This window comes from Actinomadura sp. 7K507 (assembly GCF_004348425.1).
Classification (GTDB): domain Bacteria; phylum Actinomycetota; class Actinomycetes; order Streptosporangiales; family Streptosporangiaceae; genus Spirillospora.
On sequence record NZ_SMKK01000009.1, the window covers coordinates 1 to 13,837 of the forward strand.

The following is a 13,837-nucleotide window of genomic DNA, read 5'->3' on the forward strand; positions in this document are numbered from 1 at the left end:
GTGCTCATCACGTCGCCGCGGTCGCGGTACCGGAACGCGAAGAGCTCCGGCTCGCGGGACGGGTCGCCCGGGGACGGGTCGGGGAAGCGGTCGTCGGGGTCGGGCCAGCGGGCGGCCTGCGGCGATCCGTCGGCCCTCGCGGCGTCCACGCGGGCGGCGAGGCCGGCCATGAAGTACCCGCACCGCTCCCCCACCGCACCGAAGGATTCGCCGTCGCGCCACAGCTCCAGCGTGATCTCGAACGGGTTGCCGCCGCGGTCGATGGAGGCGATCGGCACCACCGCGAGGTCGGAACCGTCCAGGCAGCGCAGCCCTCTCACCGCCGGACCACCCCCTCGCCGCCGCTCCTCGCTTCCAAGGCACATTAGGGCAGGTCATCCCCATGATCACACCCAATGATCATCGAGATCCGGTAATGGAGCCGAGCGGGACCGGGGCGGTCAGGCGCGCGGGCCGGCGGCGCGGGCGCGCTCCACGTGCTGGAGGGCGGTGCGCAGCTCGGAGAGCCACTCGTCGGTGTTCTTCCCGACGAGCCGCACGCACCAGGCGAGCGCGTCGCTGCGGCTGCGGGCGACCCCGGCGTCGACGAGGGTGTCCAGGACGCGGCGCTCGTGCTGCCGGAGCCGGGTCATGACGGGCACCGACAGCGTGGTGAACATCTCCCGCTCGTCGCCGCACTGGACGCCCCAGGAGACCTTGTAGCCGAAGCGCTCCTCGGCCTCGCGGGCGATGCCGACGCGGCGCTCGCGGGTGTCCTCGCGGAACCGCTGGATGTGACCGGCGATCACGCCGGCCCGTTCCGCGCCGGCCACCTCGGCGGCGGTTGCCGGTTCGGGCAGGCGGCCGACGACGCTGACCTCCTCGCGGTCGAGGACGACGTCGAGCGGCCCCTCGAACCAGGCCTCGGGGAGCCGTCCGGAGAACCAGCCCCGCAGCTCCTCCGCCGCTTCACTCGTATTCATGTAATGAAAATTACAACCTAACGGCGTACTGCGCCAGACCGATACCCGGATCGGCATCGATGGATACAGAGAAGGAGCCAGGACCCGCAGGGACCGTCGGCCGCCCTACGCGCCTCCGCAGGCCCGGTAACGGGTCAGCGGTTCACGTGCCGGGGGCTGACACGGACGGCGCCGCGCATGTTGCTGGTGTAGACGTTCTGGACCTGCACCACGGTCCCCCTGCGCGGAGCGGCGATCATCTTGCCCTTGCCCAGGTAGAGGGCGATGTGCGAGATGTAGCCGGGCGCGGTCGGGTCGTTGGCCCAGATCAGCATGTCGCCTGGCTCGGCCTTGCTGTAGGGGATGACCCAGCCGGCCCGCGCCTGGTCGGCGGCGACGCGCGGCAGGCGGATCCCGGCCTTGGCGAAGGCGTACTGCATGAGGCCGGAGCAGTCGTAGCCGCCCTCGGCCTCGGACTCGCCGCCCCACACGTACGGCCAGCCGAGCCGCGTGTGGGCGGCCTTGATCACCGTACGCACCTGCCGGGCGGTCATGACCTGCCCGTTCGCTTCCGCCTCGGGCACCTCACCCGTCTCGGGGAAGTCGATCTCCGGGTTGACCGCGACCGCCTTGGTGCCCTTGGGCAGCACCTTGCGGAGCTTCTTGATGAACGTCTTCGGCTCGGCCTTCGGGACGCTGATCAGCATCGCGTTCCCGGTGGGCATCCCGAGCGACTGCGCGGTGGAGTGCGAGATGACCGCGTCGACGTCGCTGATGCCCATCGTGGCGTACGCGCCGACGCGCATCGGCGACTTCTGCCGCTTGCCGCCGACGGGGACCTGGCTGCCGAGCTTGACGCCGCCGTCGTTGCCCATCGTGAACGAGATCGCGACGTCGCCGGAGGCCACGTTGCGCCACAGCGAGTCCGACTTGGCGGTGGGCTTGGGCGTGTAGTTGCGGAACGTGGACGGGTTGACGCCCATCAGCCCGACCTGCTTGCCGGCGACCATGCCCTGCACCGCGTCCACGACCTCGACGCCCTTCACGCCCTTGGCGCCGCGGACCTTCTGGACCACGTCGGCCGGGAGCGTGGACGGCGCGGCGACCATCACATGCGGTTCGAGCCGCTTGCCCTGGGGCGCGACCGCAGTCGGCGACGCGCTCACGGCGTCGGACGCGGCGACGTAACGGGCCCGCTGCGCGGCGGCGGCAGGCGTACCGGCGGGTTCGTCGCCGCCACGGGCGACCAGCACCGTGACGTTGGCGGCAAGGGTCGTGACGACCGAAACACCGATGATCGTCGGCAACACCCGGCGGTTCGGCTTCGCCACAGCCACACTCCTCGAAGGTCGCCTTGCCCCGCATCCTGACCCGCTGAGACACGACTATGGCTCAGACGGCGGGCCACCGTCCAGATACCCGGCCGATCGCCCGACACCCTCGTCCGCCGCGCCCCATCGGGTCAGCTCCAGCCCTGCTACTCAGTGGTAACACCAAGCCTTGACGAGATCAAGGTCACAGTGCCATAAAAGTGGACTGTCAGTCCAATTGCCCACGTAGTTCGCGGGTCAGCTCGGCCGTGGACGTCACCGGCCGCCGGCAGACGAACCCCTGGCACACGTAGGCCGCCGGGACCTCGTCCACGAGGCCGCGTCCCTCCAGCAGCGGCACGCCCTCCGCGTCCGGCGGGCCGACGCTGACCACCGCCCCCGGCGCGACCGACATGAGCGCCGTCCGGTGCAGCGCCCGGGTGCGCTCGTCATCCGGATCGCCGATCACCGCGATCTCCACCGGACCCGTCGCGCGCGCCTCCGCTACGGCCAGCCCCCAGCCCGCGAACCGCGCGTGCTTGTCGGCCAGCGTCGCCGCCGGGGCGAGCGCCGCCTCGGCGGCCTGCCGGTGCCGGTCCGACGCGGTGAACGCGGCGAACGACAGCAGCGCACCGGCCGCCGCGAACTGCCCCGAAGGCGTCGCGTTGTCGGTCGGGTCCTGCGGGCGCCGGAAGAGCCGCTCCGCGTCGTCGGCGGTGTCGTAGAAGCCGCCCTCCCCGTCCCCGAACCGTTCGAGGACGGTGTTCAGCAGCTCACCGGCAAGCCGCAGATGATGCGGATCCCCCGTGACGCCGTGCAGGGCGAGCAGGCCCTCGGCCACATCGGCGTAGTCCTCCAGGACACCGGCGTTGGCGCCCGCCGTCCCGTCCTTGGACGTCCGCGTGAGCCGCCCGTCATGCACGTGCACGCCGACCAGGAGCCGCGCCACCTCCTCGGCCGCCCGGACGAGATCCGGCCGGTCGAACAGCGCACCGCATTCGGCCAGCGCGGCGATCGCGAGCCCGTTCCAGGCGGCGACCACCTTGTCGTCCCGCGCAGGCGGAACCCTGTGCGCCCGCGCCGACAGCAACGCCGTCCGCACACGCTCGTACCGGTCGACGTCCTCGGGGTCGTTGAGAAGCTGCAGTACCGACGTCCCATGCTCGAACGTTCCGGTCACCTCGAACAGGCTCTCGGCGAACGCCCCGTCCTCATCACCGAGGACCTCGCGCAACTGCCCCGGCGTCCACACGTAGTACTTGCCCTCGACGCCCTCACTGTCGGCGTCCAAGGCGGACGCGAGACCGCCCTCGCCGGTCCGGAGGTCGCGGAGCATCCAGTCGCACGTCTCCAGCGCCACCCTCCGCGCGAACGGCGTCCCGGTCGCCCGCCACCAGTGCGCGTACACCCGCGCCAGCAGCGCGTTGTCGTAGAGCATCTTCTCGAAGTGCGGGACGACCCACCCCGCGTCGACCGAGTACCGGGCGAACCCGCCGCCGAGCTGGTCGTACAGACCGCCCCTGGCCATCGCCTCCATGGTGTGCCCGGCCATCGCGAGCGACTCCTCGCCGCCCGTCCGCGCATGGTTCCGCAGCAGGAACTCCAGCGCCATCGACGGCGGGAACTTCGGCGCGCCCCCGAACCCGCCGCGCGCCGCGTCGTAGGACCCGGCGAGCACCTTCACCGCGTGCGCGAGCATCTCCTCGCCGGGCACCTGCGTCCCCGCGAGCCCGGAGCCCCGGGACGTCAGCGCCGCGACGACCTGCTGGCCCTGCCCGACCACTTCGTCGCGCTGCTCCGTCCACGCCTTGTCGACCGCCTGCAGCAGCGCCCGGAACTGCGCCGGCGGGAAGTACGTCCCGCAGTAGAACGGATGGCCCTCCGGAGTCATGAACACCGTCATCGGCCAGCCGCCCTGGCCGGTCATGGCCTGGGTCGCCTCCATGTAGACGGCGTCGATGTCCGGGCGTTCCTCCCGGTCCACCTTGATGTTCACGAACAACTCGTTCATCACCCGCGCGATCTCGCCGTCCTCAAACGACTGATGCGCCATCACGTGACACCAATGACAAGCGGCATATCCGACAGAAAGCAGAACTGGGACATCTCGCCGACGCGCCTCGGCGAACGCCTCGGCGCTCCACTCCCACCAGTCCACCGGATTGTCGGCGTGTTGCAGGAGGTAGGGCGACGTCGCTTGAGCTAGCCGATTCACCCTTCCAGCCTCTCACACGCCGTCCCAGGTGCTGGGGCATTGCCATGGTGGGCGCGGGCGTGCTTAATTGGGGGCCGTTACTGGAAACACTGTTTCCCTGGAAGAAACATGGGCCACGATGAGCGCAGCCCCACCGACCCCCTCCGCTCGGATCGTCGCGTTCCCCGGGCGTCCGCCGGTTCCGTTCGATCCCGCTCGGGCCGCGCCGTTCGGCTGGTGGCCGGCGATCTGCATCGCCCTGGTCGCGCTGATCGACCGGGTCGAGGCCAACCTTATGGCCGGGGCGCTTCCCCGCATCCAGGAGGAGTTCGGTTTCTCCGACACCGCCGGAGGCGCCATCGCCACCGCCGCGGCCGTGGCCGGGGTGGTGCTGCTCATCCCGGCCGGACGGCTCGCCGACCGTACCCGGCGGACCTGGACGATCGCCGCCGTGGTGCTGATCTGGTCGCTGCTGACGGTCGGCAGCGGGCTGGTCCAGTCGTACGCGACGCTGTTCGCCGTCCGGGTCTTCCTCGGCAGCGCCGGGCTGCTCTACAACCCGTCCGGGTCCAGCCTGATCGCCGACTACTATCCCGGCTCCGGACGCGCCCGCGCGTTCGGGCTGGAACGCTTCGCCTACTTCTCCGGGCTCCCGCTGGGGATCATGCTGGGCGGTGCGCTGGCCCAGGCGTTCGGGTGGCGGGCGATGTTCTTCCTGGTCGCCGTCCCGGGCATCATCATCGCGCTGCTCTGCCTCACCATCCGGGAACCGGTCCGGGGCCTGGGCGACCGCATCGAGGCCATGCGCACGGCCTCGCCCGGCGCCGAACCGTCCGAGACCGAGGCGTCCGGTGACGGTGAAAAGGTCAAGGCGGTCGAACCGCTGTTCGCGCAGTTGCGGTCCCTGCTGGCCATCCGGACGCTGCGCTCGGTGGTCCTGGGGCTGACGATCCTCTTCTTCGGCCTCGGCGGCCTCTTCTTCTGGATGCCCAGCTACTACCAGCGCACGTACGACATCGCCGAAGGCCCCGCGGCGGCCATCGCGGGCGGCGTCGGGCTGCTCGGGATGGTCATCGGGACGCTGCTCGGGAGCCGGTACGGAGACCGGCGGCACGGACTGTCCCCCGGCTGGCGCGTCCACTTCGGCGCGATCGGACTGGCGATCGGCACCACGGGGCTGGCGGGCGCGGTCATGATCCCGGCGCTGCCCACGCAGATCGTGTTCTACTGCCTGGCCAACGTCGGGTTCTCGATCGCCATCCCCAACCTGACGGCGGCCAACGCGGACGTCGTCAGCGCCGGCCGCCGCGGGATGGGGTTCGCGGTCCTGCAGTTCCTGATCACGCTGGGCGGGGCGGCCGGGCCGCTGCTGGTGGGCGCGGCGTCCGACCTGACCGGCTCGCTGCGCGGCGCCTTCACCGTGCTGCTGCTCCCGCTGCTGGCCGGGACGCTGATCACCTTCGGCGGCCGCCGGCACTACGACGCCGACGCCGCCGAAGCCCTCAAGTGAGCCGGTCAGCCGGACAGGTCGGCCAGGGCGGCCTCGATCGCGCGGTGGAAGGTGGGGTAGGCGTACATCATCTCGCGGAGGACGGCGGTCGGGGCCTCGGTGTGGACGGCCACCGCGAGGGCGCCGAGGATCTCGCCGCCGGACGGGCCCACGGCGGTCGCGCCGACCAGGGTGCCCCACTCGGTGTTCTCGATGAGTTTGATGAACCCGTCGTTGCCGACCTTGTGGATCCAGCCCCGCGGTGACTCGGGAAGCTTGGCGATACCCGTGCGGACGGGAAGGTTCTGATCGCGGGCCTGGGCCTGGGTCAGGCCGACAGAGGCGATCTCGGGGTCGGTGAACGTGACCCGCGGGACGGCGCGGTACGAGGCGGGTGAGCCCTCCTCGCCGAGGATGTCGCGGACGGCGATGGCCGCCTGGTACATGGAGACGTGCGTGAACTGGCCCATGCCGGTGATGTCGCCGATCGCCCATACGCCGTCGGCGGCGCGCATGTGGCCGTCGACCGGGACCTGGCGGGCGTCCTCGTCCAGGCCGGCGTTCTCCAGGCCGAGGCCCTTGAGGTTGGGGCGGCGGCCGGTCGCGATCAGGAGCCGCTCGGCGGAGAGGGTCTCGTCGCCGAGGTCCAGGGTGAACTCGCCGTCGTCGTGGGTGACGGCGGTGACGTTCACGCCGGTGCGGACGCCGATGCCTTCGCGTTCGAAGACGTCGCGGAGGAGATCGCCGGATTCGGGTTCCTCGTTGAGCAGCAGGCGGTCGGCGGCCTCGATCACGGTGACGCGGCTGTCGAAGCGGGAGAACACCTGCGCCATCTCGGCGCCGACGACGCCTCCGCCGAGCACGATGAGCGACCCGGGCGCCCGGGTGGCCTGGACGGCTTCGCGGTTCGTCCAGTACGGGGTGCCGTCGAGTCCGTCGACGGGCGGGGCCGTGGGCGTGGTTCCGGTGTTGAGGACGATGCCGCGGCGGGCGCGGAAGACGCGGTCGTTCACCGTGACCTCGCCGGGGCCGGTGATGCGGCCCTCGCCCCGGACGAGCTCCGCGCCCTTTCCGGTGAGGCGGTCGGCGGCGACCTTGTCGTCCCACGAGTCGGTCGCCTCGTCGCGGATCCGGGCCGCCACCGGCGCCCAGTCCGGGCGGACGGTCGAGTCGCCCGCCATCCCCGGGACGCGGCCGCCCTCGGCGAGGAGCCCGGCGGCGCGCACCATCATCTTCGTGGGGACGCAGGCGTAGTACGGGCACTCGCCGCCCACCAGCCGGGACTCCACGGCGACAACGGACAGGCCCGCCTCGGCGAGGTTCCCCGCCGCGTGCTCTCCCCCTGGGCCGAGACCGATCACCACGACATCGACTTCGTCAGCCATGTGGTGTCTCCTGCCCACGTTGCCGGTCGGTTAGGCGGCGCGGCGCCATGGGAATTCGATCGAGGTCGTGAACGAGCGTGATCTCGCCTTTGAACACGGCGGATGCCTCGTCGACGAAGCGTTGTCCGTCCTGGACGCGGTACCGCTCGGAGAAGTGCGTCAGGACAAGGTGCCTGACGCCGGCTTCCGCCGCGACGGTGGCCGCCTGGGTCGAGGTGAGGTGGCCGTACTCGGTGGCGAGGGCGGCGTCCTCGTGCAGGAACGTGGACTCGATGACGAGCATGTCCACCCCATCGGCCAGTTCCCGGACGCCGTCGCAGAGCCGCGTGTCCATGACGAAGGCGACCTTCTGGCCGGGACGGGGGACGCTGCACTCTTCAAGCGTGACCGTCAGGCCGTCCGGGGCGGTGACGTGGCCGTCCTCCTGGAGCCGCCTGACCAGCGGCCCCCGCACGCCCCGCGCCGCCAGTTCGGCGGGCAGCATCGTGCGGCCGTCGGGCTCCTCCAGCCGGTACCCGTAAGCCTCGACCGGATGGGACAGCCGCCGCGCGACCAGGGAGAACGGGGCGCCGCCGGTGTCGAGCGGCATCCGCTCCCCCGAGACGGGACGCTCGCGGATCACGTCCGTGTCCCGGAAGGCGGTCGCGTTCCGCAGCCGCTCCCAGTACTCGCGGCCGCTCGCCGGGAACGCCGCGTCCACCGGGTGCTCGACGCCGTCGCGGGCGATGCGCTGGACGACGCCGGGCACGCCGAGGCAGTGGTCGCCGTGGAAGTGGGTCACGCAGATCCAGGTCACGTCGTTCGCCGAGACCCCGGCGTGCGCCATCTGCCGCTGCGTTCCCTCGCCCGGGTCGAACAGCAGGCCGTGGCCGTCCCAGCGCAGCAGATAGCCGTTGTGGTTCCGGGCCCGGGTGGGCACCGCGCTGGCGGAGCCGAGGACGATCAGGTCGCGAGCAGACATGCACCCATGGTGCCGGTAGAGGGGCCATGCAAGCGCTTGGTTATTCTGTGCGCGTTCGCAGGCGAGCAGCGTAAGGGAGGCCCCGGTGGCCGGGAGCAGCAAGCGCGAGAAGATCAAGATGACGCCGGACGAAGTCGCGTCCTACCTCGCCGACAACTACAAGGTGCAGGTCGCCACGGTCGGCAAGGACGGCGAGCCGCACCTGGTGACGATGTTCTACACGCTGTTCGAAGGAAAGATCGCCTTCACGACGTACAAGGCGTCGCAGAAGGTGCTGAACCTGCGCCGCAACCCCACCATGACGTGCCTGGTCGAGGACGGCGTCGAGTACAACGAGCTGCGCGGCGTCGCCCTCTACGGGCGCGGCCTCGTCATCGAGGACCACGAGCCCAGGAGCAAGGTCGGCATGGTCGTCGGCTCCCGCATGGCGGGGCTGCCCGTCCCGAAGCTGGGCGAACCGATCGACCCGGTCATCGCCGAGGGGATCGAGCAGGCCATCGCCAAGCGCGTCCTCGTCGTGATGGAGCCCGACCGGGTCGTCAGCTGGGACCACGGCAAGGCGTGACGCCGGTCAGCGGGTGAGGGCGGCGCGGCGCTCGGCCACCCCGGCGGCCTTCGGGCTCGGGATCGACTCGTAGAGTTCCACGGCGCGGTCCAGGGCGGCGCCCTCGGCGACGCGGTCCCCGCGCTGGCGGGCCGCGTCGGCTATGTGGACGAACATTCCGGCCTGCTGGTCGACGGCGTTCTCCTTGCGGAGGATCTCCAGGGCCTGGCCGAAGAAGTTGACGGCCGCGACGGGGCGGCGAGCCCGCAGGTACGCCTCGCCGAGGCTCGTCAGGGCGTGCGCGCGGGCCGCCTGGTCGGGTTCGGGGAGCGCGGCGAACTCGTCCGGGAGCTGGCCGAGCAGCTCGATCGCGCGGCCGGTGTCGCCCGTCCGGGTCAGCGCGCGTGCCAGGTTGTGGCGGGCCAGCAGGACGGTGCGGCGGTCGCCGTCGCGTTCGACGAGGCGCAGCCCCTCTTCCAGGACCTCGGCCGCCTCCGCCCAGCGTTCCCGCTCCAGGAGCGCCAGTCCTTCGGCCTCGACCTCTCCCGCGCCGGCGGCCGTGGCGGCGAGACGGTCGTCGAGGGCGCGCCGGAGCACGGCGTCCCGGTCGGAGTCCTCGAAGTTCGCACGCACGTCGAGGGTCCTCCCCGGACGCGGCCGGATCCAACCGAGCCGGGGCGGTTCAGGCGTCGTCGGAGTCGGCGGGCCGGCTCTTCGAACCCGCCGCCTTCGAACCCGCCGCCTTCGGACGGCCCGCCCGCTGCGCCTCGGCCCGCTCCCATTCCTCCTGCATCAGGTCGGCCTCCCGCGGCGCCTGGATCTTCTTCATCCGGCTGGTCATCGAACGGACGAGGAAGACGGTGGCGGCCACGAGCGCGAGGAAGACCCCGAAGCCCAGGAAGCCGGGGGTGACGGTGTCGTCGTTCAACGGGATGGCGTTGACCTGCACCGCGGTGAGGGAAAGCACTACAGACACACCTTCTCCCGGATGCCGGCGAACAGGTCGTCCTCCGGCAGCTCGGTGTCGATGAGGGACCTGGCCAAATGGTAGTCCTCGGTCGGCCATGCCTCGCGCTGGACGTCCATCGGGACGACGAACCAGAAGCCGTTGGGGTCGATCTGGGTGGCGTGGGCGAGCAGGGCGCGGTCCCTGGTCTCGAAGTGGTCGGCGCAGGGGACGCGGGTGGTCACCTCCCACCTCGCACGCTTCTCGCTCTCGTCGTCGAAGCGCTTGATCCAGTCGATGTAGGGCGACTCCAGGCCGGCCTTCTCCATCGCGGTGTGGAGGGCGAGGATGCGTTCCTTGTTGAAGGTCAGGTGGTAGTAGAGCTTCAGCGGCTGCCAGGGCTCGCCCGTGCCGGGGTAGCGCTCCGGGTCTCCGGCGGCCTCGAACGCCTCCACCGACACCTCGTGGCATTTCACGTGGTCGGGGTGGGGGTAGCCGCCCTTCTCGTCGTAGGTGAGCATCACGTGCGGGCGGAACTCGCGGACGGCGCGCACCAGCGGTTCGGACGCGCTCTCCAGCGGCTCCACCGCGAAGCAGCCCTCGGGCAGGGGCGGCGGCGGGTCGCCCTCGGGGAAGCCGGAGTCGACGAAGCCGAGCCAGCTCTGCCGGACGCCGAGGATCTCGCGGGCCCGTGCCATCTCGGCCTCGCGGACCTTGCCGATGTCGGCCTTGACCTCGGGGCGGTCCATCGCCGGGTTCAGGATGTCGCCGCGCTCGCCGCCCGTGCAGGTGACGACGAGGACCTCGACGCCCTCCGCGACGTACCGGGCCATCGTGGCCGCGCCCTTGCTGGACTCGTCGTCGGGGTGGGCGTGCACCGCCATGAGACGCAGCGGCTCCTCACCGCCGCCCGGCCGTTCGAACGTCGAATCGTCGATGACCTCGGACACCTGGAGTTCTCCTGTTCGGACCCTGAGAAGCGGGCCCCGGTTCGAGGCACGCGCGATGACAGACGAGAATTGTCCCTGACAACGTCCGCACACCGCACGGAGATTCCCCGCCATGACGACGAGCGTGCCGAAAACAGCGGAGCCGGCCCGGAGCCCGCGCAGATGGTTCGGGCTGGCGGTCATCGGCGTGTTCGTGGCGGTGGCCGCGGGCGGCTTCGGGATCATCACCGTCAACGCGGGCGGGAAGCCGGGCATCGTCGCGCAGACGGTCACCTACGACATCACCGACACCTCGGTCGAGATCAACTTCTCGGTGGCCAAGGGGGAGGGCGACGAGGTGCGCTGCACGGTGGACGCCTTCGACAAGAACTTCGAGGTGCTCGCCGAGAAGGAGGTCGCCGTGCCGGCGGGGACGTCCAGCATGAAGGGCACGGAGACACTGCGGACGCCGCGGCGGGCGACAGGGGCCCGGATCCACGACTGCCGCTCGGCCTGAGCCCGCCTTCCACGCCCTCGTCCGGCCGCCGATACGCCAGGTGAAGGCGAAAATACGATTGGCGGATTGCAGCCGCCGACTTCAGGGAACCTTTACCCGCACACACCGGATAGGCTAGAGGTTTCACCCGGCCGCACTTCATGTCGATGTGACACCCGTCTGCCACGGGCGGGGCAACGATCGCAACATGTGGATGAGGAGTACCCGTGACCGAGACCCGCGCTGACAACGTCACCTGGCTGACCCAGGAGGCGTATGACCGGCTCAAGGCTGAGCTGGAGCACCTGTCGGGCCCGGGCCGCATCGAGATCGCTCAGAAGATCGAGGCGGCGCGGGAGGAAGGCGACCTGCGCGAGAACGGCGGCTACCACGCGGCCAAGGAAGAGCAAGGCAAGATCGAGGGCCGCATCCTCCAGCTCCAGGGAATCCTGGAGAACGCGCGCGTCGGCGAGGCGCCGCGCACCGAGGGCGTGGTCGGCCCCGGTATGACCGTCACGGTCTCCTTCGAGGGCGACGACGAAGAGGTCACGTTCCTGCTCGCCTCCCGCGAGGAGGTCGGCGCCCCCATCGACGTCTACTCGCCCAAGTCGCCGCTCGGCGCGGCCATCAACGGCAAGAAGGTCGGCGACAAGGCCACCTATTCGCTGCCGAACGGCCGCAGCATGACGGTGGAGATCCTCGACGCCACCCCCTACGGAGCCGAGTGATCGCCATCGGCGCCTGAGCGGTCGGACGCGAGGCGCTGGGACGCGAGACGCTGGAGGCGGGGTGCCGGGCACCCCGCCTCCGATCAGCTCGGGGGGCGTTCCCCGGGCTTTCCCCCGGCCGCGGCGCGGACCAGCGGCAGGGTCCGGTAGGGCACCTGGGTGGCCAGTGAGATCACCGAGGACGCCCGTTCCACGCCGGCCACGTCCACGATCATGTCGATGACGCGCTGCAGGTCGGTGTTGCTGCGTGCCACGACGCGGCACAGCATGTCGCCCGGACCGGTGATCGTGTGCGCCTCGATCACCTCCGGCACCTGTGCGAGCCGGGCGGCGACCGGGTCGTGCCCGCTGTGCCCCCGCCCCCGGCTCTGCCTGATCTGGAGCGTCACGAACGCCGTCACGCCGTAGCCGAGCGCGGCGGGGTCGATCTCGGGGCCGTGGCCCGCGATGACGCCGTCCCGGGCCAGCCGGTCGAGCCGCGCCTGGACGGTGCCGCGCGCGACCCCGAGCCGGCGGGACGCCTCAAGGACGCCGACGCGCGGTTCGGCGGTGAAGAGCTCGATGAGCCGGCCGTCCAGTTCGTCGATCGCCACGGCACCCTCCGACGGTCGTGGTCACCATGTACAGAGCGACCGGTAGAAATCACAAAGCACTGTACAGACTGTCCAGGCATTCAAGTCACCCTTGCGCAGCTTGTAGGCGCGCACCGAGATTAGGTGGCATGGATGAGTTTCCGGTCAAGGGCATGGACGCCGTCGTCTTCGCCGTCGGCAACGCCAAGCAGGCTGCGCACTACTACTCGACCGCGTTCGGCATGCGCAGGGTCGCCTACCGCGGCCCGGAGAACGGCAGCCCCGACGAGGCGGTGCACGTGCTGGAGTCGGGCGGCGCCCGGTTCGTGCTCCGCGGCCCGGTGCGGGCCGGTACCGGGATCGGGCGGCACATCGCCGAGCACGGCGACGGCGTCGTCGACCTCGCGATCGAGGTGCCCGACGCCGAGGCCGCCTACCGGCACGCGCTCGCGAAGGGCGCGACGAGCCTCCAGGAACCGCAGGTCCTGGAGGACGAGCACGGCAAGGTGACGATCGCGGCGATCGCCACCTACGGCGAGACCCGCCACTCGCTGGTCGACCGCTCCAACTACGGCGGCCCGTACCTGCCCGGGTTCGCGCCCGCCGGCCCGATCGTCGAGCCGCCGGACAAGAGGTACTTCCAGGCGATCGACCACTGCGTCGGCAACGTCGAGCGCATGGACGAGTGGGCCGAGTTCTACCACCGTGTCATGGGGTTCACCGACATGGCCGAGTTCGTCGGCGACGACATCGCGACCGAGTACTCGGCGCTGATGTCCAAGGTCGTCGCGGACGGGACGCGCAAGGTCAAGTTCCCACTGAACGAGCCCGCGCAGAGCACGCGCAAGTCGCAGATCGACGAGTACCTGGAGTTCTACGGCGGGCCCGGCGTCCAGCACATCGCGCTGGCGACGAACGACATCCTCGCGACGGTCGACCGGATGCGGGCGGCCGGCGTGGAGTTCCTGGAGAGCCCCGACTCCTACTACGAGGACCCGGAGCTGCGCGAGCGCATCGGCGAGGTGCGGGTCCCGATCGAGGAGCTGCACAAGCGCCGGATCCTCGTCGACCGGGACGAGGACGGCTACCTGCTGCAGATCTTCACCAAGCCCGTCCAGGACCGCCCGACGGTGTTCTTCGAGATGATCGAGCGCCACGGTTCGCTGGGCTTCGGCAAGGGCAACTTCAAGGCGCTGTTCGAGGCGATCGAGCGTGAGCAGGAGCGCCGCGGCAACCTGTGACGGTCCGGCGCCACGTCCAGGAACCGGGCCGGACGCGCGCCCGCCCGTTTCCGGCCCGGACCCGGACACCGGTGCAGGGTGTCCGCCGTTCCCGGTAACCG

14 protein-coding genes and 1 pseudogene are annotated in these 13,837 nt (G+C 70.9%); 5 read left to right on the plus strand and 10 right to left on the minus strand.

Annotated features, from left to right (window positions below):
- The 4 genes and pseudogenes from E1285_RS03560 to E1285_RS03575 form a co-directional block, all read right to left on the minus strand.
- A pseudogene (locus tag E1285_RS03560) lies at window positions 1-320 on the minus strand (hypothetical protein); the annotation flags it as partial.
- Window positions 321-440: 120 nt separating this feature from the next.
- Window positions 441-962 carry a hypothetical protein gene (locus tag E1285_RS03565; protein WP_132147974.1) on the minus strand — a complete coding sequence of 174 codons (522 nt, stop codon included), beginning with the start codon at window positions 960-962 and terminating at the stop codon, window positions 441-443.
- Window positions 963-1,096: 134 nt separating this feature from the next.
- On the minus strand, window positions 1,097-2,272 hold the full coding sequence (locus E1285_RS03570) for a C40 family peptidase (RefSeq protein ID WP_132147976.1): 1,176 nt from the start codon (window positions 2,270-2,272) through the stop codon (window positions 1,097-1,099).
- A gap of 208 nt (window positions 2,273-2,480) precedes the next feature.
- Window positions 2,481-4,466 carry a thioredoxin domain-containing protein gene (locus tag E1285_RS03575; RefSeq protein WP_132147978.1) on the minus strand — a complete coding sequence of 662 codons (1,986 nt, stop codon included), beginning with the start codon at window positions 4,464-4,466 and terminating at the stop codon, window positions 2,481-2,483.
- Between the two features lie 118 nt (window positions 4,467-4,584).
- Between E1285_RS03575 and E1285_RS03580 the strand changes: the two genes are divergently transcribed.
- Window positions 4,585-5,955: an MFS transporter gene (locus E1285_RS03580; RefSeq protein WP_132147980.1), complete on the plus strand. Its 1,371-nt coding sequence runs from the start codon at window positions 4,585-4,587 to the stop codon at window positions 5,953-5,955.
- Window positions 5,956-5,960: 5 nt separating this feature from the next.
- Here the strand turns inward: E1285_RS03580 and E1285_RS03585 are convergent, their stop codons facing one another.
- The gene (locus tag E1285_RS03585) at window positions 5,961-7,319 is read right to left on the minus strand and encodes an NAD(P)/FAD-dependent oxidoreductase (protein WP_132147982.1); all 1,359 of its coding nucleotides are present in this window, start codon (window positions 7,317-7,319) and stop codon (window positions 5,961-5,963) included.
- Window positions 7,312-8,280 (minus strand): ribonuclease Z, encoded by a 969-nt coding sequence (locus E1285_RS03590; protein ID WP_132147984.1) that lies wholly within the window; start codon window positions 8,278-8,280, stop codon window positions 7,312-7,314. The genes E1285_RS03585 and E1285_RS03590 overlap by 8 nt, the downstream gene beginning before the upstream one ends.
- An 85-nt stretch (window positions 8,281-8,365) precedes the next feature.
- Here E1285_RS03590 and E1285_RS03595 point away from each other — a divergent pair, with 85 nt between their 5' ends.
- The gene (locus E1285_RS03595; protein WP_243722526.1) at window positions 8,366-8,845 is read left to right on the plus strand and encodes a pyridoxamine 5'-phosphate oxidase family protein; all 480 of its coding nucleotides are present in this window, start codon (window positions 8,366-8,368) and stop codon (window positions 8,843-8,845) included.
- 6 nt (window positions 8,846-8,851) lie between these two features.
- Here E1285_RS03595 and E1285_RS03600 read toward each other — a convergent pair whose 3' ends face one another.
- Genes E1285_RS03600 through mca form a run of 3 tightly spaced genes read right to left on the minus strand, consistent with a single transcriptional unit; the run spans window position 8,852 to window position 10,654 of the window.
- Window positions 8,852-9,457: a tetratricopeptide repeat protein gene (locus E1285_RS03600; protein WP_132147986.1), complete on the minus strand. Its 606-nt coding sequence runs from the start codon at window positions 9,455-9,457 to the stop codon at window positions 8,852-8,854.
- 49 nt (window positions 9,458-9,506) lie between these two features.
- Entirely contained in the window at window positions 9,507-9,800 is a 294-nt protein-coding gene (locus tag E1285_RS45305) for a hypothetical protein (RefSeq protein ID WP_243722527.1), read from the minus strand.
- Window positions 9,791-10,654: a mycothiol conjugate amidase Mca gene (gene mca / locus E1285_RS03610; protein WP_132148082.1), complete on the minus strand. Its 864-nt coding sequence runs from the start codon at window positions 10,652-10,654 to the stop codon at window positions 9,791-9,793. Before mca ends, E1285_RS45305 begins: the two co-directional genes overlap by 10 nt.
- 178 nt (window positions 10,655-10,832) lie before the next feature.
- On the opposite strand from mca, the gene E1285_RS03615 reads away from it, so the two are divergent.
- Window positions 10,833-11,216: a DUF4307 domain-containing protein gene (locus E1285_RS03615; protein ID WP_132147989.1), complete on the plus strand. Its 384-nt coding sequence runs from the start codon at window positions 10,833-10,835 to the stop codon at window positions 11,214-11,216.
- A 206-nt stretch (window positions 11,217-11,422) separates the two neighbouring features.
- The gene (greA, locus tag E1285_RS03620) at window positions 11,423-11,923 is read left to right on the plus strand and encodes a transcription elongation factor GreA (RefSeq protein ID WP_132147991.1); all 501 of its coding nucleotides are present in this window, start codon (window positions 11,423-11,425) and stop codon (window positions 11,921-11,923) included.
- An 83-nt stretch (window positions 11,924-12,006) separates the two neighbouring features.
- On the opposite strand, the gene E1285_RS03625 is transcribed toward greA, so the two are convergent.
- A complete protein-coding gene (locus tag E1285_RS03625) occupies window positions 12,007-12,516 on the minus strand; it encodes an Lrp/AsnC family transcriptional regulator (protein ID WP_132147993.1) in 510 nt (169 codons plus the stop codon).
- Window positions 12,517-12,644: 128 nt separating this feature from the next.
- On the opposite strand from E1285_RS03625, the gene hppD reads away from it, so the two are divergent.
- The gene (gene hppD / locus E1285_RS03630; protein WP_132147995.1) at window positions 12,645-13,736 is read left to right on the plus strand and encodes a 4-hydroxyphenylpyruvate dioxygenase; all 1,092 of its coding nucleotides are present in this window, start codon (window positions 12,645-12,647) and stop codon (window positions 13,734-13,736) included.
- The last annotated feature ends 101 nt before the right edge of the window (window positions 13,737-13,837 follow it).

Excerpts from the sequence above, each read along its gene's own strand:
- E1285_RS03565 (WP_132147974.1), bottom strand. The coding sequence starts at position 962 with ATGAATACGAGTGAAGCGGCGGAGGAGCTGCGGGGCTGGTTCTCCGGA.
- E1285_RS03580 (WP_132147980.1), top strand. The coding sequence starts at position 4,585 with ATGAGCGCAGCCCCACCGACCCCCTCCGCTCGGATCGTCGCGTTCCCC.
- E1285_RS03585 (WP_132147982.1), bottom strand. The coding sequence starts at position 7,319 with ATGGCTGACGAAGTCGATGTCGTGGTGATCGGTCTCGGCCCAGGGGGA.
- E1285_RS03590 (WP_132147984.1), bottom strand. The coding sequence starts at position 8,280 with ATGTCTGCTCGCGACCTGATCGTCCTCGGCTCCGCCAGCGCGGTGCCC.
- mca (WP_132148082.1), bottom strand. The coding sequence starts at position 10,654 with ATGGCGGTGCACGCCCACCCCGACGACGAGTCCAGCAAGGGCGCGGCC.
- E1285_RS03615 (WP_132147989.1), top strand. The coding sequence starts at position 10,833 with ATGACGACGAGCGTGCCGAAAACAGCGGAGCCGGCCCGGAGCCCGCGC.
- hppD (WP_132147995.1), top strand. The coding sequence starts at position 12,645 with ATGGATGAGTTTCCGGTCAAGGGCATGGACGCCGTCGTCTTCGCCGTC.